This window comes from Methanofervidicoccus sp. A16, from assembly GCF_003351865.1.
In the GTDB taxonomy this organism is placed as follows: Archaea; AGJL01; Methanococci; order Methanococcales; family Methanococcaceae; genus Methanofervidicoccus.
The window spans coordinates 1,094,933-1,121,615 of the sequence record NZ_CP022242.1; the positions used below are offsets into that span (position 1 = coordinate 1,094,933).

Genomic DNA, 26,683 nt, shown 5'->3' on the forward strand with positions numbered 1-26,683 from the left:
TGGTAACGACCGGCTTTTTTCCAAGGAGGTGATCCAGCCGCAGGTTCCCCTACGGCTACCTTGTTACGACTTCACCCCCCTCGCTGAGCCCAGGTTCGACCCTGGCCAGCGGCCAGGGCCTCACCTGGACCCAACTCGGGTGGTGTGACGGGCGGTGTGTGCAAGGAGCAGGGACACATTCACCGCAGCATGGTGAGCTGCGATTACTACGGATTCCGCCTTCACGTGGGCGAGTTGCAGCCCACGATCCGAACTACGGTTGGGTTTAGGGGATTAGCTCCCCCTTTCGGGGTCGCATCCCACTGTCCCAACCATTGTAGCCCGCGTGTAGCCCAGGGGATTCGGGGCATACGGACCTATCGTTGCCCGCACCTTCCTCTGGTTTGGCACCAGCGGTCCCCTATGAGTGCCCTCCCCCCGGAGGGGGAGATGGCAACATAGGGCGCGGGTCTCGCTCGTTACCTGACTTAACAGGACGCCTCACGGTACGAGCTGACGATGGCCATGCACCACCTCTCGGCTCTTCAGGTAAGGTCGTCAACCTGACCTTCATCATGCCGTCGCCCCTGGTGAGGTGCCCGGCGTTGAATCCAATTAAACCGCAGGCTCCACCCGTTGTAGTGCTCCCCCGCCAATTCCTTTAAGTTTCAGTCTTGCGACCGTACTCCCCAGGCGGCGGACTTAACGGCTTCCCTTCGGCACCGCCTGGGCCCGAAGCCCAGGCGACACCTAGTCCGCAGCGTTTACGGCCGGGACTACCCGGGTATCTAATCCGGTTCGCGCCCCCGGCTTTCGTCCCTCACCGTCGGACCCGTTCCAGGCAGGTGCCTTCGCCATAGGTGGTCCTCCAGGGATCAACGCATTTCACCGCTACCCCTGGAGTACCCCTGCCCTCTCCCGGTCCCAAGTCCAGCAGTATCCCTGCCAGTCCTACGGTTAAGCCGTAGGATTTAAGCAGGGACTTACTGGACCGGCTACGGACGCTTTAGGCCCAATAATAGTGGCCACCACTCGGGCCGCCGGTATTACCGCGGCTGCTGGCACCGGACTTGCCCAGCCCTTATTCCCGGAGCTTTTTACACTCCGGAAAAGCCGTGGCTAGGCCACGGCACTTGGGGTCCCCCCATCGCACTTTCGTGCATTGTGGAGGTTTCGCGCCTGCTGCGCCCCGTAGGGCCTGGGGCCTTGTCTCAGTCCCCATCTCCGGGCTCCCTCTCTCAAGGCCCGTACCGATCGTAGGCTTGGTGGGCCGTTACCCCACCAACTACCTAATCGGCCGCAGTCCCATCCTCAGGCGGGCATGCGCCCTTTCGGGGAAGGATCCTTCCAGACCTCTTCCCCTATGGGGTATTAGCCTCAGTTTCCCGAGGTTATCCCCCACCTGAGGGTAGGTTGACCACGTGTTACTGAGCCGTCCGCCGGTGCCTGCACCCCGAAGGGTGCAGGCCCCACGACTCGCATGGCTTAGTCGGACCCCAATAGCAGTGGCCTCCGGCGGGATCAACCGGAATTAAAATGGAGTACGGTCATTTCCGGTCGTTACCAGGTATCACTTGGTTGCAGGCTTACATCCAACCTAAGTCCTCGACTTAGGTTATCACTCCTTTGCATAAAATAACACCGTACAGAATGTTGTATTGTTTTTAGGATTAGAACGATTGAGGTATAAATATTAAAATTATTATAATTATTATAAATTATAAAATGACTGAATACTGAAGGTGAAAAAATGGTTGTAGCGCTAGATGTGAACGGTAGAGATATATCTATAGGTTCCTATGTAAGATACATAAATACAGGTACTACAGGTATTGTAAAGAATATTTTAGAGAAGGAAGGAGAGATCTGGGTACTTTTAGATAACGATCTGATGTATAAACCTGAAAAATTAGAGATCATTGAATATAAGAAAAAAGAAGATAGAGTAGTTAAGGAGAAAATAGAGGATATTATTGAAAAAGAGGAAATAAAAGATATAGAATCAAATATAGACGCCTGTGGTGCTGGATAGATCCCTTATTTAAAAATTAGTTAAGAATAAATAAAATTATTCTATCCTTTAATCTTTTGATAAGAGTCTAGTATAGCATTCAGTATATAAGTATCCGATATCCTAGAGGCATCCTTGGAACAGAAATCTATTCTTAAGGTTTTACTAGCACCAGGCATTCCTGCCGCTGTAATAGTTATTATACCGTAGTTTTCTAAGAGTTTCATTGCCAACTGGACGGACTCTTCCTCTGACAGTGATGTTATGGCAAATCCAGTAGGTGTTCTCTCACTTTCTATCCCTACTGAAGTTAATGGTGTTAGATCTATTTCCCTCGCCCTATTAAATGCCTCTCTCAATTTCTGGAAACTAAAACTCTCCAATGCATTTACCATACCTGCTAAAACTGGTGCCTGGGCTTCCAATCCATACTTTAAACCTTCCTCGTATATAGTATCCACTAGATCTATATCTCCAGCCAAGAGACCAGCCCTTGGACCATCCATTAACTTATCTGTACTTGTAACCACTAAATGAGCATTTAGTTTTAAGGCTGGAGGCTGATTATAGAGTAACCTCAACCTAGCTCCCGAGGCATCATCTATAAAGGATATACTGTCTTTTTTACTACATTGAGAAAGTATATCCTTAAGGTGTTTTATATCTACTACTTTATGGTCCATAGTGGCCCCAGTTATAATAGTTAGGGTATTTTTATCTATTCTATTTAAAATCTCCCCTACATTATCACTTTCAAAATATGGAATATCAAATATCTTGCAACTCCTTGGAATAGAAGGATGGGATGGTCTCTTCGGCAGATAGTGTATTACTTCATCTATCTCCTTAGATAGTGCCATTATAGTAGAGAGTATTGCTGAAGAGGTTCTATTAAATCCCACTGCTTTATGAATGTTAGGATCACCTCCTAAGTGTTGAAGTCCTACCTTATTCAACTTCTCTGAGAATACAGCGGGTCCTATGTAAGTATCTAGTATATCCATGTCAGTTTTTTTCAACTTAAATCCTCCACTCATACCTGTAAGATCGTATAAGTACTCTCTACCTTTTGTTTCTATAATATTTAGTATTATTTCTCTAACTTTTTTTATTCTCTCCATTTCTGAATTTATCATTGACCTCACCGATATACTTTTTCTTATTAAAAATAATTATTATAGTAAAATAGTATTTAAAAAAATCTAAATTTACTCCAATAATTCAATAAATTATTATAAAAGTGGTAAAAAATAACCACAATTTTCTATTTTTTTGAGAGAAACTTTTATAACAAAGTTTTATTTTGGTATACTTGTTTTAATATGGATACAAAGAGTAATATAACATAAATGCTTATAATATAAAGTAATTTTTTAATTATTATTTTTTATATTTGAGATTAAGTATATTCTAACATTCGGTAAATTTTTTTAATAAGTATAGTGCAAAATTCAAACTCCCAATTTCATAGGAGATTACAGCGTTTTATGGCCGAATTCGACCCATCTCCACGAATGATAAGACAGAGGGCTCTTTTAGAGTTTATAAACACTAAACAAATGAGTATCGAAGATAGGCTAAAATTAGAAGCTCTTTTTAGCTACTATCTCGGTGTTATTGACTCTAAAACTATAGTACTCTATAATAGATCCCAGGAAACCTTATTGAAGCTCCCCTATTTAACTAGATTTAATAGTGAGAGTAATCTTTACAGCAAAATAGACCAACTATATACTTTATTTGAGAATGCTATAGAGAAGCACGTAGATAAGAGAGGAAAAGGAGATGCCGTTTTTTTAACCTTAACTTTGGACCCTAAAAACTTTAGAAATATTGTAGATGCGTCTAAAGAATCTCCTAAAGCCCTAAATAGGTTTTTTTCATTCATAAAAAAGAGATTAAAGAGCGAATACGAAAAATTAAAGATTAAATGCAAAAAAGAAAAACTGAAAAAGGAAGTTAGAAAGAAATACATAAGTAGGCTTAAAAAACTAAAGAAACTGGTAAAAAAACTGGATTATATCAACGTTGTAGAGTTTCAACGTAATGGAATGGTTCATTTCCATATCGTTATATTTGGTATTGACTGGTTAATTCCACAGAAAGAGTTATCTAAAATCTGGGAAAAATACGGAATGGGAAAGATAGTTCATATTTACCGTTTAAAGTTTAGTGATAACGAAGGAGATTTTATATTCTACAAAAATAAACCAAAAAACACCAAAACCAACAGTATAACTGATTATCTAACAAAATACCTAAAAAAGGCGTTTTATGATAAATCTGAACTGTCTTTATTCTGGTTAACTAATAAAAGATTTTTTACTTATAGCAGATCTTTACTTAAAAAAGAGGAAAAGGAAATACCAAAAATAAAATTGAGTAGATGGGAGTTTATTGGAGTTTTCGATACTGATATTTTTGATAGATACACCGATGAGGAGTTTATAGAACTATTTGTATATAAAATCCGTCGATACCGTCGGAGGATTAAGTTTACTCCATTCTGTCCAGTAGGGAGTAATACTGTGGTACATGTGTGGGACTATGGACTGTCATTTTAGTTCAAAAACATGACGTCGACGACACTATCGACACCACCACCGTATTATTTGAATATATTATATAGGGAGTGCTGATTTCTTCACCTTTATAGTGCTTATAGTGGTCTTATTCTACATAAGAACACTTAGAACATAGGGAGATTTTGACTGATATTACTATACTATAGGGAGGGAAATTATGGAGTGTAAAACCTATTGTTCCATAGGTGAGGATGATATACAGTGGAAAATAAAAATACCACACACTGTCTGTAGAGCATTATATAACTCTGTATTTATAGCCCAATTTGATGTGTTTAAACGTGCTGGTTTCTCAATAGCTTTTGGTATAATGATAACCTGTGAAGTTGATAAAGAGGAGGTATTGATATGCGAAGAGAGTGTATTTTTAACTAAGGAGGAGTTTAAAAAACTTATTGAACTGTTTGAGGAGGCATATAGTAAAATGGATGAAATATTAGATTCAAAACTTTTGGATATAACTGTACCCAATCGACCCCATGGTGTATTTCATGACTCTGTAGGAGTAATAATATTAGGTACTTCTGCAGTATTGTTTATCAACCATAAATTTAAAACTGGAGAGACAACCGAAACGATCTACGGGATAAGAATATTTATAAAAAAAGAGGACTTCGAAAAACTTATTGAGTTTTTAAAGGAGGTTTATAATAAACTATTATTTTAGTATATCTACTCCCAGAATACTGGGATAGAGAATACTGAATACCTACTCCAGAGTACTGGGATATGGAGTACTGGATACTTACTCCCAGTACTGGGATAGAGAATACTGGATATCTACTCCCAGAATACTGGAATATGGAGTACTGGATATCTGGAATAAGCACCTACTCCAGAGTACTGGAATATGGAGTACTGGATACTTACTCCAGAATACTAGATAGAGAATACTGAATACCTACTCCAGAGTACTGGAATATGGAATACTGAATACCTACTCCAGAGTACTGGAATATGGAATACTGAATACCTACTCCAGAGTACTGGAATATGGAATACTGAATACCTACTCCAGAGTACTGGAATATGGAATACTGAATACCTACTCCAGAGTACTGGAATATGGAATACTGAATACCTACTCCAGAGTACTGGAATATGGAATACTGAATACCTACTCCAGAGTACTGGAATATGGAATACTGAATACCTACTCCAGAGTACTGGAATATGGAATACTGAATACCTACTCCAGAGTACTGGAATATGGAATACTGAATACCTACTCCAGAGTACTGGAATATGGAATACTGAATACCTACTCCAGAGTACTGGGATAGGGAGTACTGGATATCTGGAATAAGCACCTACTCCCAGTACTGGGATATGGAATACTGAATATCTACTCCCAGAATACTGGGATAGAGAATACTGGATACCTATAAAACATATATTTCTACCAACTACCATCTACTACTATAAATTAAATCATTGGTAATTGCTTAAGCGATATAGGGATTTTAAAAAAATAGGGAATATTACAGTAGTTGGGATTTTTTGACTACTAACGTGTTTCTCTATTTTTTATATTCTGGAATAGATATCTTGCTATCTTGATTTTTTGAGTAATTCTTTTTATTGAATACTGTGATTTTGTGGTTAATGTAAATCTGTGAGTACTTCAATTTTGAATTAATTCAATTTTAAAATAATGCAATCTTGAATTAATTCACTTTTTTGAGTAATTAACTTTTTAAAATAGTCCAGTTTTTTGAATATCCAAATTTTTGGACATTTTTGACAAAATAGTTTCATTTTTGGCTAATGTGTCTCATTTTTGAAACAACTGTTTCATTTTTGAAACTATAAACTATTTATAGAAGATTATTGTAAAATTGACAGCAAAAAATAGCCTCTCTTAAGAACCGAAGTAGTTATAAAAAAATAGTGGGATCCCTTACAGGGATCCCATAACCACAACGGAAAGGATACCACAAAGGTACACGGAGGTGTATGGGGTGTATAATATGCACGACCTCCCTATTTATGACATTATAAAAAATTACATAAAAACTTACTGATTAAGAAGTTTAAAATCAGCAACGTAAAACATAGATTTGGAACACTCTATATTTAAATTTGTGTATTATGAATGGATAGAGTACCGTATAGGTATCTATGCCAGAATTATCCTTAATAAAATAGAAAAGAAAATAAAGCGTAAACAAAGAAAAGAAAGAAGGACATTTGATTTTAACCATACCCTCCGAACACTAAATCCTACTACTTAACTTGTATTATTTATTATTCTTGTATTTTGATAGAATACTATACTAGAGTTTAAAGGGATATTATGACCTTGGTAGAAGAGATATTATCTAAAAAATTGGGAAGAGATACCTATGAGGGAGATACAATAGAGGTAGATATAGATCTGGCGATGACCCACGACGGTTCTACACCACTGGCTACAAAGGCTTTTAAGAAGATAACTGATAGAGTTTGGGATAGGGAGAAAATAGTAATAGTCTTTGATCACAACATCCCTGCAAATACTGTAAAGGCTGCAAATATGCATAAGATTACAAGGGAGTTTGTAAGGGAGCAGGGGATAAAGTACGTATATAGGGAGGGGGAGGGTATATGCCATCAGGTGTTGATTGAGAGGGGACATGTAAAACCTAACATGGTTATCGCTGGAGGGGACAGCCATACCTGTACCCACGGCGCCCTCGGTGCATTTGCAACAGGATTTGGGGCTACAGATATGGGCTATATATTTGCAACTGGTAAAACCTGGATAAAGGTACCTAAGACTATAAGGGTTAATATTGAGGGGAGTAACGATAGGATAACCTCTAAGGATATAGTACTTAGGGTTTGTAAGGAGATTGGAAGGAGGGGAGCTATATATATGGCTATAGAGTACGGGGGAGAGGTTGTTAAGAGGATGGGTGTAGAGGATAGGGCGGTACTCTGTAATATGGCTGTGGAGATGGGGGCGAAGGTTGGTATTGTTGAAGCAGATGAGAGAACCTACGAGTATCTAAGGGGGAGGATAAGTAATGAGGAGTTGGCCTATCTTATGAGAAATAGAATATCTGTAGATGAAAGGGAAGAGAGTTATTATAAAACAGTAAGTATAGACATTACAGATATGGAGGAGCAGGTTGCATGTCCTCACTATCCAGATAACGTTAAACCTGTATCTGACGTAGTAGGCACTCCTATAGATCAGGTGTTTATAGGTTCCTGTACAAACGGGAGGTTGGGAGATCTTAGGATGGCTGCAAGGTATCTAAAGGGTAAGAGGGTACACAGGGATGTAAGGTTAATTGTTATCCCTGCCTCGAAGAGGGTATTTGAGGATGCTTTAAGGGAGGGTCTGATAAAGATATTCCTCGAGGCTGGTGCTATTATATGTCCTCCAGGTTGTGGCCCATGTCTCGGTGCCCATCAGGGTGTTTTAGGAGATGGTGAAGTATGTCTCTCTACCTCTAACAGGAACTTTAAAGGTAGGATGGGTAGTACTAATGCAGAGATATATCTCTCATCTCCAGTGATTGCAGCGAAAAGTGCTGTTAAGGGATATATAACGAATGAGTGATTTATTTAGGATACCTCCTCTCTTTATAAAATCCTTTGTTCCACTTTCAATGAATTCCCTACTTTCAATACTTTCAATTTTAAAAATCAAATATAATAAAATCAAAAATCAGAAGATATTTTTATAAAAATTAATTTATAAAAAAATAATTTTTATTATAATTTAACCTATATCCCCCTCAATATTCAAAAAGACCGGCCCCCTAACATCTATAACTTTACCCTTCCCTATAATATACTTCAATGCTACATCCTCCAACTTTAAATTCACATCTCCAAGGTTTCTAACTATAGGCACCCTTATTTTTAAGTGATCTACGTTAGATACGAGGGCTTCTTCTATCTTATAGGCAACTTTAAAGGAGAGAGCATCTATATATCTTATTCCAGTGGAAATACCGTATCTCCTAGTATCCTCTACAAGTTTTCTGTATTCCTCCTTAATATCCTCCTCTGACTCTGGTACCCCTATAATATTTCCATCGTATACGTAGATCTCGTTTAATACAGAAGGACCTAACAACCTCTTACCCTCTTCCCTCTCGTAGATGGTGATCCTTATATTTTTCTTTATATTGTAGAACTCTATCTCCCTTTCAAGTACCACCTCACAGGGAGCAGGTTTATCTCTATTTTTTATACAGATATCTATAAGATCCAACCCTAAGTTGTAAAGTTCATCAGTTACAGGCATCTTATCTATATGTAGCATATATGCAATATCCCTATCACTTAAAACAACATCATAAAGTTGTGGATATACCATCTTCCTAACATCTTCATAGTTATAGAGGATCATCGCTAACCTCTCAACACCAAGGCCCAAGTTCATAACTGGCACATCTATACCGTACTCACTTAGTGCAATAGGTGAATATATACCAAATGTAGCAACTTCCAACCACTCCCCCAACTTTGGATGGTATGCATAAACTTCAGTCTGGGTATCTGGGACGTAGTACTTACTCTTCTTCTCATCAGGTTTAAATCTAAACTTACTGAATCCAAATTGAGATAGTAGCCCCTCTGCAACAGCCATACCGTCGTCTATGGAGACATCTTCCCCAACTACTACACAGGAGGCAGAGTGATATGTCATAAGATGACTCCTATCCTCCCTCTGTTCCCTTCTAAAACATCTATCGATGGAAAACAGTTTAAAGGGAAGGGGCTTTTTACCTATAAGATGGGATATAGTGATAAACCAGCCAGATGTCATATGACTACGTAGTGTTAGAGATAGAGGTTCAGGTACCAACTCCTTGAACTCTGGAAATACCATCTCCAACACCTTCAGCCCCATCTCACTGGACACCTCAAGGGCTCTACCTATCTCCAGCACCAGATCGTCTCCATCTATAACGCCCTTCTTATACTTGTGGAGGGTTTTTCTCAGGTTCTCCACCTTCTCTGGAGTTATCTCTACCCCTAACTTCTCTATCTCCTCTATTCTATCCCTCCCTAAACCTACATCGGGCCTTGGAAGTCCTGCTAAGTAGAAACACCTGTCCAATACAGCGAGGGCCTCTGGACCAAACTGTTTATAAATCTCCCTCTCATCTACGATTAAGGGATTTATGTACTCCTCGAACCCCATCCTTAAATAACACTCCCTTAACCTCTCTATGGTATCCATCACTGGATGGGACTTCCCGTACTCCATTTTTATCCTTGGATACCTTCTATCTATATGCCTCTTAGGTAGCAACTCCTTTGTAAGTTTCCAGGTCCCTTCAAAATCCTTCCTTGCCTTCTCTAAAATCTCCTTTCTGTTGAGCATCATAATCCTCCCTTAGGTTTATTGGAATTATTTAAGATATTAAACAAGGTTTATAAATAAAATTCCAGGGAAAAGTAATTATTTTTTATTTTTTTGTTAATTTCTTATCCCAATCAATTTTTAATTTATAGCCAATAATAACTTTTTAAACTATAATAAAAATAGTAGTATATTATAGATAATAATAGATAATATAAATAAAAATAAAAAATACAGAAAATAAAGAATAAGACAAAGAAATAACAGAAAAAGAGGTAAAAAACTCTTCTAAGAAGAATTAACAGAAATCCCGTTCTACTTCTCCAGTATTTAAGCGTAGTCCAGAGGATAAGATTGTATTTTACTTTTTTATCTGTATATATTTTTTATTAGGTATTAGGAGTTTTTGATTATTATAACTTAGTTTCCGTCAAAGTGAATAGTTAAAAATAATAATGAGAATGTAATAACAATAATATGGTAATAATAAAATTATATTAAGTATACTGTTTTTACTTCTATATTCAGGAGATCTAGAAGCCTTTTATTTTAAAAAACTTTTTCCTATTTTTGTCTATTATTTTTAATTTTTGAAATTACTCTAATTATTTTTAACCCCTCGTTATGATGATATCTAGTTATTTAAATAAATCCAATTAAGTTTATATATTATATATAGTTTATATTTGGTATAATTTCCGTTCTAAAAATTATTGTGGAGGGATCTTTATGGCAAGAGCCAGACAGTCCGAGATAAACATTGGGATGGTTGGACATGTTGATCACGGTAAAACCAGTTTAACTAAATTACTAACAGGAGTATGGACAGACACCCACAGTGAGGAGTTAAAGAGAGGTATTACCATAAGGTTGGGATATGCAGACTGTGAGATAAGGAAGTGTCCAAAGTGTCCTGAACCTGAGGCATACACCGTGGAAAAGGTTTGTCCTATATGTGGTACAAAGACTAAACTTCTAAGGAAAGTATCCTTCGTAGATGCTCCAGGACATGAGACACTGATGGCGACGATGTTATCTGGTGCATCTCTTATGGACGGTGCAATACTTGTTATCGCAGCAAATGAGGAGTGTCCTCAACCTCAGACAAAGGAACACCTGATGGCGTTGGATGTACTGGGAATAAAGAACATAGTAATAGTACAGAACAAGATAGATCTCGTTAGTGAGGAGAAGGCTAGGGAGAACTATGAACAGATAAAGAGATTCATAGAGGGCACTATTGCAGAGGATGCCCCTATTATACCCCTATCTGCCCACCATGGTGCAAATGTAGATGTACTTCTAAACGCTATTCAGGACCTTATCCCAACTCCTGAGAGAGATCCAAGCCTTCCAGCAAGGATGTACGTTGCAAGGAGTTTTGACGTAAATAAACCAGGTTGCAAGATAGATGAACTGAAGGGAGGAGTTATTGGAGGTAGTATTATTCAAGGTATGTTAGAGGTTGGAAAGGAGATAGAGATAAGGCCAGGGCTAAAAGTTACCGAGGGGAATAAAACCTACTGGGAACCTATAATAACTAAGATCACATCCCTTAAAGCAGGAAATCTCAATGTAAAAAAGGCATATCCAGGGGGACTTGTAGGTGTTGGTACAGAGTTGGACCCTGCCCTTACAAAGGCAGATGCCCTCAGTGGTAGTGTTGCAGGAGAGCCTGGAACCCTCCCTGAAACCCTCGATATGATTACAATAGATGTCCATCTCTTAGATAGAGTGGTAGGTACTAAAGAGGAGATAAAGATAGAACCCTTGAGGACAAACGAGGTACTTATGATAAACGTTGGTACTGCTACAACCGTTGGAGTTATCCTCTCTGCAAGAGATAACGTTGCAGATATAAAGTTGAAACTTCCAGTATGTGCAGAGAGGGGTGCAAGGGTAGCCCTAAGTAGGAGGATAAATGCAAGATGGAGACTGATAGGTTACGGTATAATACAGTAAAAGATAAAAAATAATTATAAAAAAATAATAAATATTTATAAAAATCATTTTTAAGGTGATATGAATGAAGATATTTGAGAACATAAAAAATGTAGGTAAGGTTATAAGGTTGGAGAGGATATTTAACAAGGACTCAGAGAAGACTGTAATAATCCCGATGGATCACGGTGTTACCATAGGACCTGTTAAGGGATTGGAGAACATGAAGGAGACTATAAATGCAGTGGCAGAAGGAGGGGCAAATGCAGTGTTGGTACATAAGGGTATAGTGAGACATGGTCATAGGGGTTACGGCAAGGATATAGGTTTAATAATCCACCTCTCTGCGGGGACAAGTCTATCTCCAGATCCAAATAAAAAGGTTATAGTAACCTCAGTTGAAGAGGCTATAAGGATGGGGGCAGATGCTGTCTCCATACATGTAAATGTTGGGGCAGATTCAGACTACGAGATGTACAGGGACTTAGGTAGGATAGCGGAGGTATGTGAGTACTGGGGTATGCCTCTAATAGCCATGATGTACCCAAGGGGTAGGAAGATAGAGAACGAGAAGGATCCTGCCTTGGTAGCCCATGCTGCAAGATTAGGTGCTGAATTAGGAGCAGATATAATAAAAACCAACTACACTGGAGATATAGACTCCTTCAGGGAGGTTGTAAAGGGATGCCCTGCACCGATTGTAATTGCGGGAGGTCCAAAGACAAAGAGTGATAGGGAGTTCCTACAGATGGTTAAGGACGCCATAGAGGCTGGAGCAGTTGGAGTTGCCACTGGAAGGAACGTATTCCAACACAGGGATATTTCAGGCATCACAAGGGCAATATCCATGGTTGTCCATGAGGGTGCAGATGTTGAGGAGGCTCTGAAGGTTATTAGGGGTTAATTTTAATAAAAAATAAAAAAATAATAATTAGAATAATTAGAGTAAAAAGATTAATAAATAAAAAAGAGGTAAAAAACTATTAAAAAAGGTTATCGGAGATCTTGCTTCACTTTCCGAGTACTCAATGTAATCTATGATAAAACCATATATTTACTTTTTATCTGTTTTTTATTTTTTTTTATTTATTTTTAATTCTGGTTTTAATTATTCTTATTTATAATCATTATATTTTTTATTGAAAGTTCTTCATCGTCAGTGTTTAGTACAAATAACTCCCAGTTCCCATCAAAGTGATAATATAAAGAATAATAAAAATAATTATAAAAATAATAATATTTTAAAATAAAAACCTCTATCATCCCAGATACAAAATTTTAAAAAGAAGATTGAAGGAGAATGATCCTCTGTAAGATCTCCTATCTTATCTAATGGTTCGGAAAGATCTTGGAATATTTAATGATTCTTATTTTCACTGTTCTTTTAATCACTACTGATGGGAACTAAGGTAGTAATCCTACTTGTTTCTCCAGTGTCCAATATAGGAAGAAAAGGTTATTTTATTTTTCTACCTCTATCAGAATTTTATTAATTTTATTCCTCTTAAAACTTTTATTATTTTTATTATAATAATTATTATTATTTTTTAATCCCAATCATTATTAATAGGAACTGGGATCACAAATAGTTTTGTCCATGGTTAATTATTTTTTAACTATTAACTCAATAGAAAGTAGGATAAAAATTAATATAATGAACCTCCATACTCTAAAATTAACAACCTAAAAAGGTGATAACATCAAGTTCTTTATAGTTATCAACTACAAAACCTACAAAGAGAGTGTAGGTAAAAGAGGACTAGAGATAGCAAAGATAGCTGAAAAAGTCTCAGAGGAGAGTGGAGTACCTATAGGTGTCTGTCCACAGTTTTTAGATCTAAGAATAATAAGGGAGAGTGTAAATATACCTGTGTATGCCCAACATTTCGATCCTGTATCTCCTGGAAGTAACACTGGAAGTATCTTAGTGGATACCCTTGTAGATTGTGGTTTAAATGGTAGTCTCCTAAATCACTCTGAAAAGAGGATGATCTTAGCAGATTTAGAGAGGGCAATTCAACTTGCCAAGGAGCATAACTTGGAGACTATAGTCTGTACTAACAACATAAATGTATCAAAGGCTGTGGCTGTTATGGAACCAGATATGTTGGCTATAGAGCCTCCTGAGTTGATAGGGACAGGTATCCCAGTGTCTAAGGCAAATCCAGAGGTTGTAGAGGGAACTGTAAGGGAGGTTAGAAAGATAAACAAGGATGTAAAGATCCTATGTGGTGCAGGTATATCCAAGGGGGAGGATGTTGCAGCAGCGTTGGAGTTGGGGGCAGAGGGGGTACTGTTGGCATCAGGTGTAGTTAAGTCCAAGGATGTAGAGGGTGCTATAAGGGAACTTATAAGGTGTATCTAAATAAAAACTGTTGAATATCCTTGGGATCTTTCTGAACATTTAGGCTGGTATTCACTATATTAGAAGGTATAGAGGGGATCACTTTCCTTCAATATTTATTTTAAAATTTTTTGTATCTAGGATGATAGGAGTTTTCTGTTTTTTAAATATTTTACTTTAAATCTTTAATTTTATTATTTTTATAATTATTTTTATTATCCTTTAAACTATTCTTTTGATGGGAGCTAGGGTAATAAAAATAACAATAATTAAAAACAAGGGAAGGTGTATTTTACTTTAATTTTAAGATTTTTTATTAATTATTCTTTTATAATTATCATTATTCATCACTTTTAACTAACTATATCCTTCAGTATCTCCAAGAACCTCCTATCCTCCTCAAAGGTTCCAATGGATACCCTTATATACTCTCCATCTAAACCCTCAAAGGATTTGCAATCTCTAACTATAACACCCCTCTTTAAAAGTTCCTCACAGAACTCTCCAGATGTCATACCGTTTTTAATCTCAACAAGTAGATAGTTAGCCTCGGAGGGATACACCTTCAACTCCCTAAACCTCTTCAACCCTTTATAAAGTATCTCCCTACTCTTTATACCCTTCTCCCTTGAATAGATAAAGAAATCCCTATCCCTCAGTGCAGTGATTGCACAGATCTGACTCAACCTCGTTAAACTGAAGACAGGTTTCACCCTCATCATATAGTTTATTATCCTCTCATTGGCAACACCGTAACCTACCCGTGCACCGGCCAGTCCAAAGATCTTCGAGAATGTCCTAAGAATTAGAAGGTTTTCATACTCTAAAGCCCAGTTGGTTACATCGTAAATATCCTTGGAGTACTCTATATAGGCGTGATCCACCACAACCAGTGCCTCTGTGGATTCTAAGATCTTTTTAATATCCTTTCTATCTATAGGGTTTCCAGTGGGGTTGTTTGGGGTGCAGAGGAATATTATCTTGGTTTTCTCTGTTATATTATTTAATATACTATCTACATCCAATTTAAAGTCCCTTTTTTTGTCGTATCTTCCATACTTTATATTAGCTCCATGTATATAGGCTAAAACCCTGTACTGGGTAAATGTAGGTATTGGGATGATCACCTCGTCTCCAACATCTACGAAGGTTCTCATAAGGGTATCTATTATTTCATCTGCTCCATCCCCTCCAACTATGATATTCTCCTTTGGAATATCTAAGAATTTACTTAACTCCTCCATAAGTACAGGATTTACAGGTTCAGGATAGTGATGGAGGTTTTCAATCTCCTTTAGCAACTCCTCTTTTATCCTTTTTGAGCATCCCCAGGGGTTTTCATTGGATCCCAACTTTATAATATTTTTTGGATTTAAATTGTATTTTCTTATTATTTCTTCCTTAGATTTACCTGGTACATAGGGTTTAAGAGATTTAACCCTTTCTCTGACGAGTTTCTCTATCACAGGATCACCTTTAAGGGTGGTTAGATTTTATAATTTATGATAAAAATGATAATAAAAATAATTATGTAAAGAAATAAATGATTATAGATATAAATAAAAAACCTTGTTCCCATCAAGGTATAGTTAAAAATAATTATAAAAAATTAAAAAACTAAAAAGGATAAAACAGAAGATCTTAAATTAAAAAACTCTACATGTTTTTCAGTATGTAGTATGGTTTAAGAGAAAAATGATTAACTAAGCTCTATTCTACTATTTCAGTACTGGTGTAGTCCAAGAATAAATTATAATCTGCTTTTTTATCTTTATTTAAGTGTTTTCAAGATTTTTAATTTTATTTTAATTATTTTTTTAATAATTATTATTTTTATTCGAAATCTTGAAATGCTTGAAGGTTTTATATTTGATTATCATCTTGTTGGAGAATTATTATCTCCTTTATTATTTTATATTATTATGCTTTACTTCATATGAAAATAGTTAAAACTTTCCGAAATTCGCACCATCTAATTTTATTACCTTATAATGTAAAATAACATCTATCTGTTTTCTTATAATGTAAAACTATACCTCCAAGACGAAATCCGCACCTTTTCAAAATTTTCTCTATACTGGTTTTTTCCACAAACTTTTTCGAAATCCGTACCTCTTTTACAAAGCCATATATAAATAATCCTGAAAATTTTCCGAAATCCACACCCTCAACTTAATATCCCCTATAATAATTCTTAATACCCTGGTACGGAATCCACACCTTTTTTACATGAAGTATATAAATAACTTCAAAATTTTTAACGGAATACGTACCTCCTGGAAAATCAGCCTCGGGACTCTTTTCCCGGACCTTCCGAAATCCTAATCTTAAAATAAGTGAAGTATTCTATTTAATAGACTGAGTTTTATTTTATAATAATTTTATTTTTAAAATTTTAATAATAATAAAATTTATTACATTTTATTGATATTACTCAAGGTGAAACCTATGAAAAAAATGACATCCTCTGCAGTATCCCCTGCATCTGGGACTATTATTAACGGAATTGCCACTGGTAAGGGATCTGCATTTGCCATCAACTTAAAGGTAAAGGCCACAGTTGAATTTATAGATGACGGTAAAAAAGAGATAAAGGGAATAGTAAAGGATAATCCAAATATAGATACAACACTTATAGAGTTATGTTTAAAGAACGTCTTGGAGTACTTAGATTTAGACTACTCAGGAAAAGTAATTACAGAGACAGAAATCCCCATAAGATCTGGGTTAAGTAGTAGTAGTGCCACATCTAACGCTGTAGTGATGGCTGCCTTCGATGCCCTGGGGGAGAAGATAGATGATAAACTTGTATTGGAAATAGCGATAAAATCATCCTTTGAGGCAGGGGTAACAGTTACAGGTGCCTACGACGACGCCACTGCATCTTACTACGGTGGTATCACTATCACAAATAACTTAGAGAGGAGGATAATAAAGAGGGATAGGTTCAAAGAGGATGTAGGAGTGTTAGTATTTATACCTAAGTTGAATAAAAATGTAGATGTAAATAGGATGAAGTTAATAAAAGATTATGTAGAGGTGGCATTTAGGGAGTGTCTTCAGGGTAATTACTACAGGGCACTATTTTTAAATGGGCTCCTTTATGCCTCTGCCTTAGGCTTTCCAACTAACATACCTATCGAGGCTATTGAAAAGGGTGCCTTAACTGCAGGCCTCTCTGGGACAGGTCCTTCCTATACAGTCCTCTGTCATTGGGAGGATATAGAGAAGGTTAAAACTACACTTGAGAGATACGGTAGGGTGATTATCACTGAGTTGAACAACAGTGGTGCCGAGATAGTATAAAGAGGTGAAAGGATGGATGTTAAATTAAACCTATCTAAGTCCAAGGAACTATTTGAAGAGGCTAAAAAATATCTTGTGAAGGGTGTAAATAGTCCAGTTAGATACTTTAAACCTTATCCCTTCTTCGTAGATCATGCAAAAGACTGCTACCTCTTCGATGTAGATGGAAACAGGTATATAGATTACTGTCTCGCCTACGGCCCTATGGTACTTGGACATTGGAATCCCTACGTAATAAAGAAGGTGATGGAGCAGTTGGAGAGGGGGACACTCTACGGATGTCCCACTGAAAAAGAGGTTGTACTTGCAAAGGAGGTTGTAAAGAGGGTGCCCTCTGCAGAGATGGTAAGGTTTGTAAATTCTGGTACTGAGGCTACCATGAGTGCCATCAGGTTGGCAAGGGGTATTACTGGGAGGAAGAAGATTATTAAGTTCGACGGAGCCTACCATGGAGCCCATGACTACGTACTTGTTAAAAGTGGTAGTGGAGCACTAACCCATGGAGTGCCTAACTCTCCAGGTATCCCAGAGGAGACTACAAAGAATACTATCCTTGTTCCCTTCAACGACGAGGACGCCCTTAGGAAAGTAATAAGGGAGAATAGGGATGAGATCAGTTGTGTTATTATGGAGCCAGTTATGGGTAACGTAGGATGCATACCTCCAAAGGATGGGTACTTGGAGTTTGTAAGGGAGATTACAGAGGATTGGGATATACTTCTCATATTCGACGAGGTTATTACAGGTTTCAGGTTGGCACCTGGAGGGGCACAGGAGTACTATGGGATTGTTCCAGATCTAACTACCTTAGGTAAGATCCTTGGAGGTGGATTTCCAATAGGTGCATTAGTAGGTAGGAGGGATCTGATGGAGCACCTCTCACCCTCTGGGCCTGTATATCAGGCAGGTACCTTCAACGGTAATCCTATCTCTATAACTGCAGGTATTGCAACGTTGGAACAACTTGACGAGGATTTTTACAGGAAAACATTTAGATCTGCAGAGAAGATATATAGGTTTATAGGGGAGTGTGCAGAGGAGAGGAATATACCTCACTGTGTCAATGGTATGGGATCCATGTTCCAGATATACTTTACAGATGAGGAGGTTTTAGACTACGAGAGTGCCAAAAAAAGTAACATCGAGATGTTCAACAGATACTTTTACGGACTCTTGGAGAGAGGGGTGTTTATTCCACCTTCTCAGTTTGAATGTTGTTTTACCTCTGTGAAGCATGAGGGGGAGGTAATAGAGGAGACTCTAAGGGCTATAGAGGAGGTATTTAAAATATTATTATCTTAAACCCTAGTTCCCACCAAGAGGATAGTTTAAAGAATAATAAAAATAATTATAAAAATAATAAAAAAATAAAAAAAGAAAATATTTAAAAAACAGAAAACCTCTATCACCCCAGATACAAAAAATTTTAAAAATAATATTGAAGGAGAATGGTCCTCTGAATGCTCTCTAATACAGGAATTCAGAATAGAATTTTTTATCTTACCTAAGTGATTAGAAAGATCCTAAGGGCATTTAATAGTTTTTATATTGATTATTTTCATTGTTCTTTTAATCATGATTTTTATTATTATAACAATTATCATTTTCATCGTTCTTTTAACCGCTATTTGGTGGGAGCTAAGGTTTTAATTATTTTTTCTCATCTAAATATTTAATAATGATTATAAAAAATAAATACTAAAAATTAAAATAAAATCTTTAAAAAACTTTTATTGTCTTTAAATTAAAAATAAAATAATAATGAATTAAAAATAGCTGTAAAAAGTATAGTATAAAAATTTAATAAATAAAAATTGGAAATTAATAGAAATCTTGCTCGTTTTTCCCAGTTCCAGTACAGGGTGTAGTCGAAAAAAATAAAGGCTATTTTTATTCTTCCTGTTATTTTCTTTATTTAATAATTATTTTTTAATTTAAAAAATTTTGTTTATTACCATAATTTATATATTTTTAATTTTTTATTTTTTATATCTTCTAAAATTAGTTATTTTTATTAGTCCTATCTAAATTGTAGTGAGTGGAATTATGGAAAAGATATACAAATTAGATGACTGGAGAGCCTTAAAGGTAAAACATACTGTAGAGATAGGAGATGAATCTGAAGAGACTAAAACACTACTGATAGAGTTTAAAAAACGTAGGAAGGTACTATCCACCTGGGAGGGATTTAAAGTTGTGAAGTACGTTGCAAATACCTCTATACCAGTTCCATTCTGGGATAAGGTACATAACTATAGAGGATACAGAGAGATGGTTCTAAGGAAGATAGGGGTTAGGGAGGAGGATATAGCACTACTATCCACAGGTGCAGATATGGACAACCTTGCCATAGCGAAGGAGGAGTTTGATGAATTTTATGTAGTGGCCTTTACAACTGCTGGGGCGAAGTACAACGCTGTAAGGTTGGGGGATGAGGAGAGTGATTATATAGAGAAGGACTTTAAAACATATAGGATAGTAGATGGGAAGATCTCTGGGGGTAAGAAAGTAGGTACAGTAAATATTATACTTATAACAAATGCCAACTTGACAGATGGGGCTATGGCTAGAAGTATAATAACAGTTACAGAGGCTAAGACAAATGCATTCCAGGAGTTGGATATAAGGAGTACAAAACATCCTGAATTACAGGCAACAGGTACTGGTACTGATAACGTAATAGTAGTTAAGGGGTATGGAAGAGGGGTGCAATATACAGGGGGACATACTAAGATAGGGGAGATGATGGCCAAGGTTGTTAAGAGGAGTGTAAGGGAGGCTCTGATAAAACAGGATAAGTTGGATGTATAGGTGGGAAAATTTTATTATAATATCTAAAAAAATAAAAATAATATTAATTATAATAAAAACATAAAAATTAAATAAAAAGGTAGATTAAACTCAAATGTAATCCTTTCTCCTTAAAATGTTAATATTCTAATAGAATACAGGTGGAAAAATGAGTATCAAGAAATCTATAGTATACTTCGAGAGGGCAGGGGTGCAGAATACAGAAGAGACTTTAAAGTTGGCAGTTGAGAGGGCACAAGAATTAAATATCAAGGATATAGTGGTGGCATCCTCCTATGGAGACACTGCAAGGAAACTCTTGGATATACTGGAGGAGAAAGGTTTAAATCTAAATGTAGTAGTGGTTACATACCATCAGGGGTTTCATGGGGAGGATGTAATTACCATGAGTGAGGAGACTATGGAGGAGTTGAAGAGAAGGGGTGCAAAGATATTCATGGGACCTCATGCCCTAAGTGGAGTTGAGAGGGCAATATCTAACAAGTTTGGTGGAGCCTATCCTGTAGAGATAATTGCCCATACATTGAGAACCTTTGGACATGGGTTGAAGGTATGTTATGAGATTACCCTGATGGCGGTAGATGGGGGGCTTATTAAAACTAAAAATGATGTAATTGCAATTGGTGGTAGGAGTAGAGGGGCAGATACTGCAGTTGTGATAAAGCCTGCAAATCTAAGGAACTTCTTCGATATAGAGTTAAGGGAGATCATCTGTATGCCAAGGGATAAGAGAAAGATGGATGAGTAAGGGTTAAGATGGACATCGGATCCCTTAAAGATGTCTTTTTAGGGTTGGTTGAGAAGTACGGGTTGTTAGGTATCTTTATCATCGGTTTCTCTGAACCTATATTTCAACCTTTTCCAACGGAAATATTTATGATATTTGCTATCTCCATGGGTTTAGATTGGAGGTATGTCCTTCTCTCTGCCCTCTCAGGATCTTTACTTGGATCTACTATTACATACTACCTCTCCTCAAGGTACGGGGAGAGGTTGGCACTGAAGTTATTTAAGGAGGAGGATTATAGGAAGGGGGAGGAGTTCTTTAGAAAGTATGGGGTGTTAGGTTTCATCGTTATAAGTTTCACACCTATACCTTTTGAGGTAATGTGTTGGGTATGTGGAGCCTTTGAGATGCCCTTTGATAGGTATATCCTTGCCATCTTGGTGAGTAGGGTGATGAAGTACGGGGTATTTGTGCTTCCCTTTGCACTCTGGGGCTCGGATATCTGGGAGTTGTTGAGAAATGTTATAAGTTAAAAGGAGGTTGTAGTATGTGTTTAGCAATACCATGTAAGGTTGTAGAGATATTTGAGGAGAATGGAGAGAGATACGCCATTGCAGAGTATAAGGGAGTGAGACAGAAGGCTAAATTAACACTTCTCGAGGATGTAAAGGTTGGAGATTACATACTAATACATACTGGGTATGCCTTAGAGGTGTTAAGTGAAGAGGATGCAAAGTTAAGTTTAGAGGCGTGGGAGGAGTTATTTGAGGCTTTAAGTGAGATGGAAGAGAAAGAGGATAAGGAGCAATAATTTTTGAGAATAATAATAAAAATAATTTTATAAAAAAATTAAAAGATAAAAAATAAACCCTAGTTCCCATCAAAGTTATAATATAAAGAATAATAAAAAAATAATTATAAAAATAATAATATTTTAAAATAAAAACTTCTATCATCCTAGATACAGAAAATTTTAAAAGAAGATTGATGATCCTCTGAATACCTTCTAATATAGTGGATACCAGAATAAGATCTCCTATCTTATCTAAGTGTTCAGAAAGATCCTAAGGATATTTAACATTAACCTGGTTCCCATCAAGATTGTAAGAAGAATAATAAAAAATAATAATATAAAAAATAATAAAAATCTTAAGAGGGATAATAATAAAATATAATAATATTGGATACTGGATAAACAAGTAGTTATCACTTTTATGGGAAGTAGGGCATTAATAATAGCAGACTGTTAGGAAGGATCTACTCCACTTCCATTTAGTATCTTAGAGCGTCCCAGGAGGAATTATTTATCTCTTATTTTGATTTTTAATACCTTCTTTTTATTACTTTATAATTATTTTTATCAGAATTTATTGATTATTTCATTATGATTTTTATAATTATAATTATTTTTTTATTATTTTTAATTACTACTTTGGTGGGAACGGACCTGTCCACTTAACATAAACACCACCTCAGTTTATTATAATACAGAACAAATAACCTACAAAAGAAGTTCCAGTTTCTAACAGGATTTTTAGCATTAATAGAGCAGAAAAAGATCTTTACCCTCTGCTTCAGAGAAGAAAACACCGATTCTATCAAACTCCCCCGCCCAAAGGTCTGATGTTCAAAGTTTAAATTAAGACTTTTTAGAGCACTAATTAGCCATGGGGCTTTATCTATAAGGAATTTAGGCTCACCCCTACAGTACTTCAGTACTTTCTTTACAAAGGACCTCGTAATTAGATGATTCCTTATTGTATAGACTCTCATTAAAATTAATTCATTCCTCTCAACATCTACAGCTGAATAAACGTAATAGTGCTTCCCGCCACCTTTAACAACAGTTTCATCCACCGCTATTAGATCTCTTTCTCTTTCCTCTGTTGTAATGGATAATTCTTCTTTAAACTTATTTATCCAGTTCCAAACTGATGTTTTTGAGACTGGATAAATCTCTGAAAGAATTCTGGCAGTTCTTCTTACTGAAGATGTCTGAATGTAGGTTGCAATGGCGAGTGTTTTAATTTCTATAGGTATTTTGTTCCTCTTAAAGATTTTTAATTCCTTTATAATATCTTTTACTCTTAGCATAATAGTATCTTATGTACATTGTTATATATGATGTTTGTTTTATGTGGACAGGACCATAAAAATAATAATTAATTATTAATAAAATGATAAAAATATAGTAAAAAATTAAGAATCTTAGATAATAACAACAAAAATTAAAAATAAATGTTAAAAACCCTAAATCTTTTAGCCTCTTTTATAGACTTATTTCTTTTTTTAAATATTTTTATTTTTATTCACTGTTATTTCAGTTAAATGTGTTTATATTCCTACTATGTGCTCCTCTTTCCTACCTTCTTAAAAGCCCTACCTCGCAACGTATTCTCTATACGATTTCTTCAACACCTCTATCACAGGTAGTTTTTTACCTGCTAAAAATTGAATACATGCTCCTCCTCCCGTACTTATGTGGTCTATCTGGTCTGCAACGCCAACCATAGTAGCAGCTGCCGATAGATGGCCTCCTCCTATCACTGTAAACGCCTTAGATTTAACTATGCTTTTCAGTATCTCTGCAGTACCCTTTAAAAAGTTTTTATTCTCAAAAACACCTGCTGGACCATTTGCAACAATTGTTTTAGCCTCTCTTATTATCCCGTCGTAGTACTCTATAGTTTCACTACCTATATCGTATATAGGATAGGTAACCCTCTCCCCTCTCTTTAATTTTACCTCTCTTCTCTCTCCATCTACGTTTAATGCAACATCCAGTGGTACCTCTATTCTATCTCCATAAGTATCTAGAAGGTCCCTTGCAACATCTATGAGATCTAAGTATCCCATATTTACAATAGTATCTTTGTTAGGTCCTAGATCGTAGCCTTTTCCTATAAGGAAGATATTTGCAACGATCCCAGTTGTTAAAACCTTGTCTGCAGAATCGTTCTTTAAGACGTTCTTTATAACCTCTATACTGTCGTCAGCCTTAGCCCCTCCAAGTATATAGATTGAAGGTTTATCAGGGTCCTTCAAGGTCTTACTAAGTACTTTTATCTCTCTCTCCATGATCCTTCCAGCAACTGCAGGCATATAGTAGGCTAAACCTACTAGGGACGGCTGGGCTCTATGTGCCGCTGCAAATGCATCGTTTATAAAATAGTCGAAATAGGGATACAACTTTTTTATCATTAATGTACTACCCTGTTTCTTTGGGATAGAGTCATCCCAGGTATTCCAATCCTTTAATACCTCCTCAGAGTAAAACCTTACGTTCTCCAGTAATACAATATCTCCATCTTCCATTCTCTCTATAGTGTTTAAAGCATGAGATCCAAATAGATCATCTACGTATTCAACATTCCTACCTAAGACCTCAGATAACTTCTGGGCATGTGGATAGAGAGGTGTAAAATCCTTCTTTCCCGGTCTACTTTGATGTGCCAATATTGCTATCTTCGCCCCTTCATTAGACAGTTCCTCTATGGTGTCCTTACAGGCCCTTATCCTCGTATCGTCTAAGATAGTATAATTGTTAACATCCATAGGGCTGTTTATATCTACCCGTAAGGCTATCCTCTTCCCCTTAAAATCGAAATCATCCATAGTTAGGAACATCTTTTACCTCCTAATTTTTTGATAGGAGAGATTATTGATATAATTTTAATTTTACTTTTTATAATTATTATCTATTAACTCTTACCTATAATTTTACAAACCTATCTTACTCTAACAGCATCTAAGTTCATAGGCGCCCTTGTTTCTTTCTTAAAGAGTTTGTAAGCGGTACTTGCAAGATCGACACATTTTGAGGCTTCACCATGGACCATAAGTATCTTTTCAGGCATAGGTTTAAGTTTTCTTAAATACTTTAACAACTGTTTTCTGTCACTATGTCCAGAGAACCCCTCTAAGGTATGAACCTCTAGATTTACCTTTATTACCTTAGATTTCCCATTTTTACCAGTTATAGGTATCTCACGCCAGCCCTTCTGCACCTTCCTTCCAAGGGTGCCCTCAGCCTGATAACCTACAAATATAAGGGAATTTCTCTCATCCCCTGCTAAGGCTTTGAAATACTCTACACTTGGACCTCCAGTTAGCATACCTGAGGTTGTAAGTATTATACAGGGCTCATCACTGTCTATTATGTTCCTCCTGTTGTTTGTATTTTTAACCTTCTTAAATACCTCAGATAGGAATGGGTTGTCCCCTTCGTGGAGTATCCTATCCCTTATACTCTTCGATAGATACTCTGGATAGGCTGTATGAATTGCAGTAGCCTCCCAGATCATACCGTCTAAGTACACTGGTGCGTTGAATACTCCCTGGTTGTATCCCTCCTCTAAAACGAGCATCAACTCCTGGGCTCTACCTACACCGAATACTGGTATAAGTACTTTACCTCTTCTCTTTACAGTCTCTGAGACGATCCTTAGAAACTCCTTCTCTGTTTTCTCCCTGTCTGGAAGAGTATCCTCCTGTCCCCCGTAGGTGGATTCTATTATTAACGCCTCCAACCTTGGGAACTGACATACTGCAGGTTCCAATAGTCGAGAGGCTTCAAACTTTATATCCCCTGTATATGCTATGTTGAACAACCCCTCTCCAATATGTAGATGTGCTATAGAAGAGCCCAAGATATGTCCTGCATTGTGTAGAGTTAGTTTTACTGCAGGTGCAATATCTGTAGTTACTCCGTAGTCGAGAGGTATGGTGTGTTTAACGCACTTCTTGATATCCTTGGTGGTGTAGGGTACAACCTTCCCCTCCTTCTCTGCAATCTCTAGATAGTCCTTCTGAAGTAGTGTCATCAGATCCCTTGTAGGTCTGGAGCAATATACTGGCCCGTCGTAGCCGTATCTGAAGAGTCCTGGGACGAAACCACAGTGATCTAAGTGAGCATGGGTGACAACTACAGCATCTATCTCCTCGATGGAGAACTCTGGAGTGTCGAAGTGAGGGAAGGCTCTCTCTCCATCTACTGCAACATTTATCCCACAGTCTATAACGATTCTATTTTCCGGTGTTTGTAGATAGTTGCAGGTCCTCCCCACCTCCCTTGCACCTCCTAAGAAGGATACCCTAACCCAGGCATCCCCCTTCAGTTTTACATCCCTATGTATCCTCCTACCTATCTTTCTAAGTATTTCCTTAACCTCTGCCCTCTCCCTGTAAAGTGTAGCCCTTATTGCATTGATAGTTTCAGAGGGTATGGGAGGAGTCCTAACAGGTTTAGGAGCCCACTTTATAGCCTTCTTGATCTCCTCCAAGGTGCGCCCCTCTTTTCCAATAACCAGCCCAGGTTTTTTGGACTCTATAATTACCTCTCCAGTGTTGGCATCGAATATACAGTTTGTTATCTCTGCATCCTCTGGTATTATCTCCAATATCTTATCCTTGGCAGTTTCTGGATCTGTTAAAACAGAGGGATCTGGCCTTACAGTTATCCTCTTCTTAAATATCTTTGCAATATTCTTGATAAATGTGTTTGAAAAGATCTCAGGGTTCTTGGAGTATATCACCACCTCTGGTCCCTCAAATTGGACGTCGGTAATTACAGCGTTCCCCGGTGAATTCTTTATTACGTATTCCTTTATCTCCTTTAACAGCTCCTCAGCTGACAAAACGAACCCTCCAAAAATTTTTTAAATTTATAATT

At 37.1% G+C, this 26,683-nt stretch carries 21 protein-coding genes and 1 rRNA gene; 14 read left to right on the forward strand and 8 right to left on the reverse strand.

Annotation, left to right across the window (positions count from 1 at the left end; translation table 11 throughout):
- Positions 1 to 23: 23 nt before the first annotated feature.
- Positions 24 to 1,511 (reverse strand): 16S ribosomal RNA (locus CFE53_RS05080).
- Positions 1,512 to 1,729: 218 nt separating this feature from the next.
- On the opposite strand from CFE53_RS05080, the gene CFE53_RS05085 reads away from it, so the two are divergent.
- Positions 1,730 to 2,011 carry a DUF2098 family protein gene (locus CFE53_RS05085; protein ID WP_148120779.1) on the forward strand — a complete coding sequence of 94 codons (282 nt, stop codon included), beginning with the start codon at positions 1,730 to 1,732 and terminating at the stop codon, positions 2,009 to 2,011.
- A 41-nt stretch (positions 2,012 to 2,052) separates the two neighbouring features.
- Here the strand turns inward: CFE53_RS05085 and CFE53_RS05090 are convergent, their stop codons facing one another.
- A complete protein-coding gene (locus tag CFE53_RS05090; protein WP_172456363.1) occupies positions 2,053 to 3,126 on the reverse strand; it encodes a TIGR03576 family pyridoxal phosphate-dependent enzyme in 1,074 nt (357 codons plus the stop codon).
- A 351-nt stretch (positions 3,127 to 3,477) separates the two neighbouring features.
- Between CFE53_RS05090 and CFE53_RS05095 the strand changes: the two genes are divergently transcribed.
- The 3 genes from CFE53_RS05095 to CFE53_RS06860 all read left to right on the forward strand — a co-directional run bounded on the left by CFE53_RS05095 (position 3,478) and on the right by CFE53_RS06860 (position 5,472).
- Positions 3,478 to 4,554 (forward strand): hypothetical protein, encoded by a 1,077-nt coding sequence (locus CFE53_RS05095; protein WP_148120781.1) that lies wholly within the window; start codon positions 3,478 to 3,480, stop codon positions 4,552 to 4,554.
- Between the two features lie 178 nt (positions 4,555 to 4,732).
- On the forward strand, positions 4,733 to 5,242 hold the full coding sequence (locus CFE53_RS05100; RefSeq protein WP_148120782.1) for a hypothetical protein: 510 nt from the start codon (positions 4,733 to 4,735) through the stop codon (positions 5,240 to 5,242).
- A 62-nt stretch (positions 5,243 to 5,304) separates the two neighbouring features.
- A complete protein-coding gene (locus CFE53_RS06860) occupies positions 5,305 to 5,472 on the forward strand; it encodes a hypothetical protein (protein ID WP_172456364.1) in 168 nt (55 codons plus the stop codon).
- Here CFE53_RS06860 and CFE53_RS05105 read toward each other — a convergent pair.
- On the reverse strand, positions 5,455 to 5,988 hold the full coding sequence (locus tag CFE53_RS05105; protein ID WP_150131695.1) for a hypothetical protein: 534 nt from the start codon (positions 5,986 to 5,988) through the stop codon (positions 5,455 to 5,457). The two genes, CFE53_RS06860 and CFE53_RS05105, sit on opposite strands and share 18 nt — an antisense overlap.
- Positions 5,989 to 6,871: 883 nt before the next feature.
- Here CFE53_RS05105 and hacA point away from each other — a divergent pair.
- Positions 6,872 to 8,125 (forward strand): homoaconitase large subunit, encoded by a 1,254-nt coding sequence (hacA, locus tag CFE53_RS05110; RefSeq protein ID WP_148120784.1) that lies wholly within the window; start codon positions 6,872 to 6,874, stop codon positions 8,123 to 8,125.
- Positions 8,126 to 8,287: 162 nt separating this feature from the next.
- Here hacA and sepS read toward each other — a convergent pair whose 3' ends face one another.
- Positions 8,288 to 9,904: an O-phosphoserine--tRNA ligase gene (sepS, locus tag CFE53_RS05115; protein ID WP_148120785.1), complete on the reverse strand. Its 1,617-nt coding sequence runs from the start codon at positions 9,902 to 9,904 to the stop codon at positions 8,288 to 8,290.
- A gap of 708 nt (positions 9,905 to 10,612) precedes the next feature.
- On the opposite strand from sepS, the gene CFE53_RS05120 reads away from it, so the two are divergent.
- The 3 genes from CFE53_RS05120 (at position 10,613) to tpiA (ending at position 14,189) form a co-directional block, all read left to right on the forward strand.
- A complete protein-coding gene (locus CFE53_RS05120; RefSeq protein WP_148120786.1) occupies positions 10,613 to 11,845 on the forward strand; it encodes a translation initiation factor IF-2 subunit gamma in 1,233 nt (410 codons plus the stop codon).
- Positions 11,846 to 11,909: 64 nt separating this feature from the next.
- Positions 11,910 to 12,728 carry a 2-amino-3,7-dideoxy-D-threo-hept-6-ulosonate synthase gene (locus CFE53_RS05125; protein ID WP_148120787.1) on the forward strand — a complete coding sequence of 273 codons (819 nt, stop codon included), beginning with the start codon at positions 11,910 to 11,912 and terminating at the stop codon, positions 12,726 to 12,728.
- A gap of 795 nt (positions 12,729 to 13,523) precedes the next feature.
- Positions 13,524 to 14,189 (forward strand): triose-phosphate isomerase, encoded by a 666-nt coding sequence (gene tpiA / locus CFE53_RS05130; RefSeq protein ID WP_148120788.1) that lies wholly within the window; start codon positions 13,524 to 13,526, stop codon positions 14,187 to 14,189.
- 332 nt (positions 14,190 to 14,521) lie between these two features.
- On the opposite strand, the gene hisC is transcribed toward tpiA, so the two are convergent.
- Complete coding sequence (gene hisC, locus CFE53_RS05135; protein WP_148120789.1) at positions 14,522 to 15,634, reverse strand: histidinol-phosphate transaminase; 1,113 nt, start codon at positions 15,632 to 15,634, stop codon at positions 14,522 to 14,524.
- A 991-nt stretch (positions 15,635 to 16,625) separates the two neighbouring features.
- Between hisC and CFE53_RS05140 the strand changes: the two genes are divergently transcribed.
- The 6 genes from CFE53_RS05140 to CFE53_RS05165 all read left to right on the forward strand — a co-directional run bounded on the left by CFE53_RS05140 (position 16,626) and on the right by CFE53_RS05165 (position 21,823).
- Positions 16,626 to 17,474, forward strand: a complete 849-nt coding sequence (locus CFE53_RS05140; protein ID WP_148121168.1) for a shikimate kinase — start codon at positions 16,626 to 16,628, stop codon at positions 17,472 to 17,474.
- Positions 17,475 to 17,486: 12 nt separating this feature from the next.
- On the forward strand, positions 17,487 to 18,776 hold the full coding sequence (gene hemL / locus CFE53_RS05145; RefSeq protein ID WP_148120790.1) for a glutamate-1-semialdehyde 2,1-aminomutase: 1,290 nt from the start codon (positions 17,487 to 17,489) through the stop codon (positions 18,774 to 18,776).
- A gap of 744 nt (positions 18,777 to 19,520) precedes the next feature.
- Complete coding sequence (locus CFE53_RS05150; RefSeq protein ID WP_148120791.1) at positions 19,521 to 20,285, forward strand: adenosylcobinamide amidohydrolase; 765 nt, start codon at positions 19,521 to 19,523, stop codon at positions 20,283 to 20,285.
- A gap of 148 nt (positions 20,286 to 20,433) precedes the next feature.
- Positions 20,434 to 21,033, forward strand: coding sequence for a pyruvate kinase alpha/beta domain-containing protein (locus tag CFE53_RS05155; RefSeq protein WP_172456365.1), 600 nt, complete (start codon positions 20,434 to 20,436; stop codon positions 21,031 to 21,033).
- 8 nt (positions 21,034 to 21,041) lie between these two features.
- Positions 21,042 to 21,545, forward strand: a complete 504-nt coding sequence (locus tag CFE53_RS05160) for a YqaA family protein (RefSeq protein ID WP_148120792.1) — start codon at positions 21,042 to 21,044, stop codon at positions 21,543 to 21,545.
- Between the two features lie 14 nt (positions 21,546 to 21,559).
- On the forward strand, positions 21,560 to 21,823 hold the full coding sequence (locus CFE53_RS05165; protein ID WP_148120793.1) for a HypC/HybG/HupF family hydrogenase formation chaperone: 264 nt from the start codon (positions 21,560 to 21,562) through the stop codon (positions 21,821 to 21,823).
- A 644-nt stretch (positions 21,824 to 22,467) separates the two neighbouring features.
- On the opposite strand, the gene CFE53_RS05170 is transcribed toward CFE53_RS05165, so the two are convergent.
- From CFE53_RS05170 to CFE53_RS05180, 3 genes are all read right to left on the reverse strand, one after another.
- Complete coding sequence (locus tag CFE53_RS05170; protein ID WP_148119920.1) at positions 22,468 to 23,106, reverse strand: DDE-type integrase/transposase/recombinase; 639 nt, start codon at positions 23,104 to 23,106, stop codon at positions 22,468 to 22,470.
- Positions 23,107 to 23,391: 285 nt separating this feature from the next.
- Positions 23,392 to 24,639: a phosphoglycerate kinase gene (locus CFE53_RS05175; protein WP_148120794.1), complete on the reverse strand. Its 1,248-nt coding sequence runs from the start codon at positions 24,637 to 24,639 to the stop codon at positions 23,392 to 23,394.
- A 101-nt stretch (positions 24,640 to 24,740) separates the two neighbouring features.
- Positions 24,741 to 26,648 carry a beta-CASP ribonuclease aCPSF1 gene (locus CFE53_RS05180; protein WP_148120795.1) on the reverse strand — a complete coding sequence of 636 codons (1,908 nt, stop codon included), beginning with the start codon at positions 26,646 to 26,648 and terminating at the stop codon, positions 24,741 to 24,743.
- Between the last annotated feature and the right edge of the window lie 35 nt (positions 26,649 to 26,683).

Bases quoted from the DNA above. Each gene is read 5' to 3' on its own strand.
- CFE53_RS05095 (WP_148120781.1), top strand. From the start codon at position 3,478: ATGGCCGAATTCGACCCATCTCCACGAATGATAAGACAGAGGGCTCTT.
- CFE53_RS05170 (WP_148119920.1), bottom strand. From the start codon at position 23,106: ATGCTAAGAGTAAAAGATATTATAAAGGAATTAAAAATCTTTAAGAGG.
- CFE53_RS06860 (WP_172456364.1), top strand. From the start codon at position 5,305: ATGGAGTACTGGATACTTACTCCCAGTACTGGGATAGAGAATACTGGA.
- sepS (WP_148120785.1), bottom strand. From the start codon at position 9,904: ATGCTCAACAGAAAGGAGATTTTAGAGAAGGCAAGGAAGGATTTTGAA.
- CFE53_RS05105 (WP_150131695.1), bottom strand. From the start codon at position 5,988: ATGGTAGTTGGTAGAAATATATGTTTTATAGGTATCCAGTATTCTCTA.
- CFE53_RS05090 (WP_172456363.1), bottom strand. From the start codon at position 3,126: ATGATAAATTCAGAAATGGAGAGAATAAAAAAAGTTAGAGAAATAATA.
- CFE53_RS05155 (WP_172456365.1), top strand. From the start codon at position 20,434: ATGAGTATCAAGAAATCTATAGTATACTTCGAGAGGGCAGGGGTGCAG.
- CFE53_RS05120 (WP_148120786.1), top strand. From the start codon at position 10,613: ATGGCAAGAGCCAGACAGTCCGAGATAAACATTGGGATGGTTGGACAT.
- CFE53_RS05150 (WP_148120791.1), top strand. From the start codon at position 19,521: ATGGAAAAGATATACAAATTAGATGACTGGAGAGCCTTAAAGGTAAAA.
- hacA (WP_148120784.1), top strand. From the start codon at position 6,872: ATGACCTTGGTAGAAGAGATATTATCTAAAAAATTGGGAAGAGATACC.
- hemL (WP_148120790.1), top strand. From the start codon at position 17,487: ATGGATGTTAAATTAAACCTATCTAAGTCCAAGGAACTATTTGAAGAG.
- CFE53_RS05140 (WP_148121168.1), top strand. From the start codon at position 16,626: ATGACATCCTCTGCAGTATCCCCTGCATCTGGGACTATTATTAACGGA.
- CFE53_RS05165 (WP_148120793.1), top strand. From the start codon at position 21,560: ATGTGTTTAGCAATACCATGTAAGGTTGTAGAGATATTTGAGGAGAAT.
- CFE53_RS05160 (WP_148120792.1), top strand. From the start codon at position 21,042: ATGGACATCGGATCCCTTAAAGATGTCTTTTTAGGGTTGGTTGAGAAG.
- CFE53_RS05125 (WP_148120787.1), top strand. From the start codon at position 11,910: ATGAAGATATTTGAGAACATAAAAAATGTAGGTAAGGTTATAAGGTTG.
- CFE53_RS05100 (WP_148120782.1), top strand. From the start codon at position 4,733: ATGGAGTGTAAAACCTATTGTTCCATAGGTGAGGATGATATACAGTGG.
- CFE53_RS05085 (WP_148120779.1), top strand. From the start codon at position 1,730: ATGGTTGTAGCGCTAGATGTGAACGGTAGAGATATATCTATAGGTTCC.
- CFE53_RS05175 (WP_148120794.1), bottom strand. From the start codon at position 24,639: ATGTTCCTAACTATGGATGATTTCGATTTTAAGGGGAAGAGGATAGCC.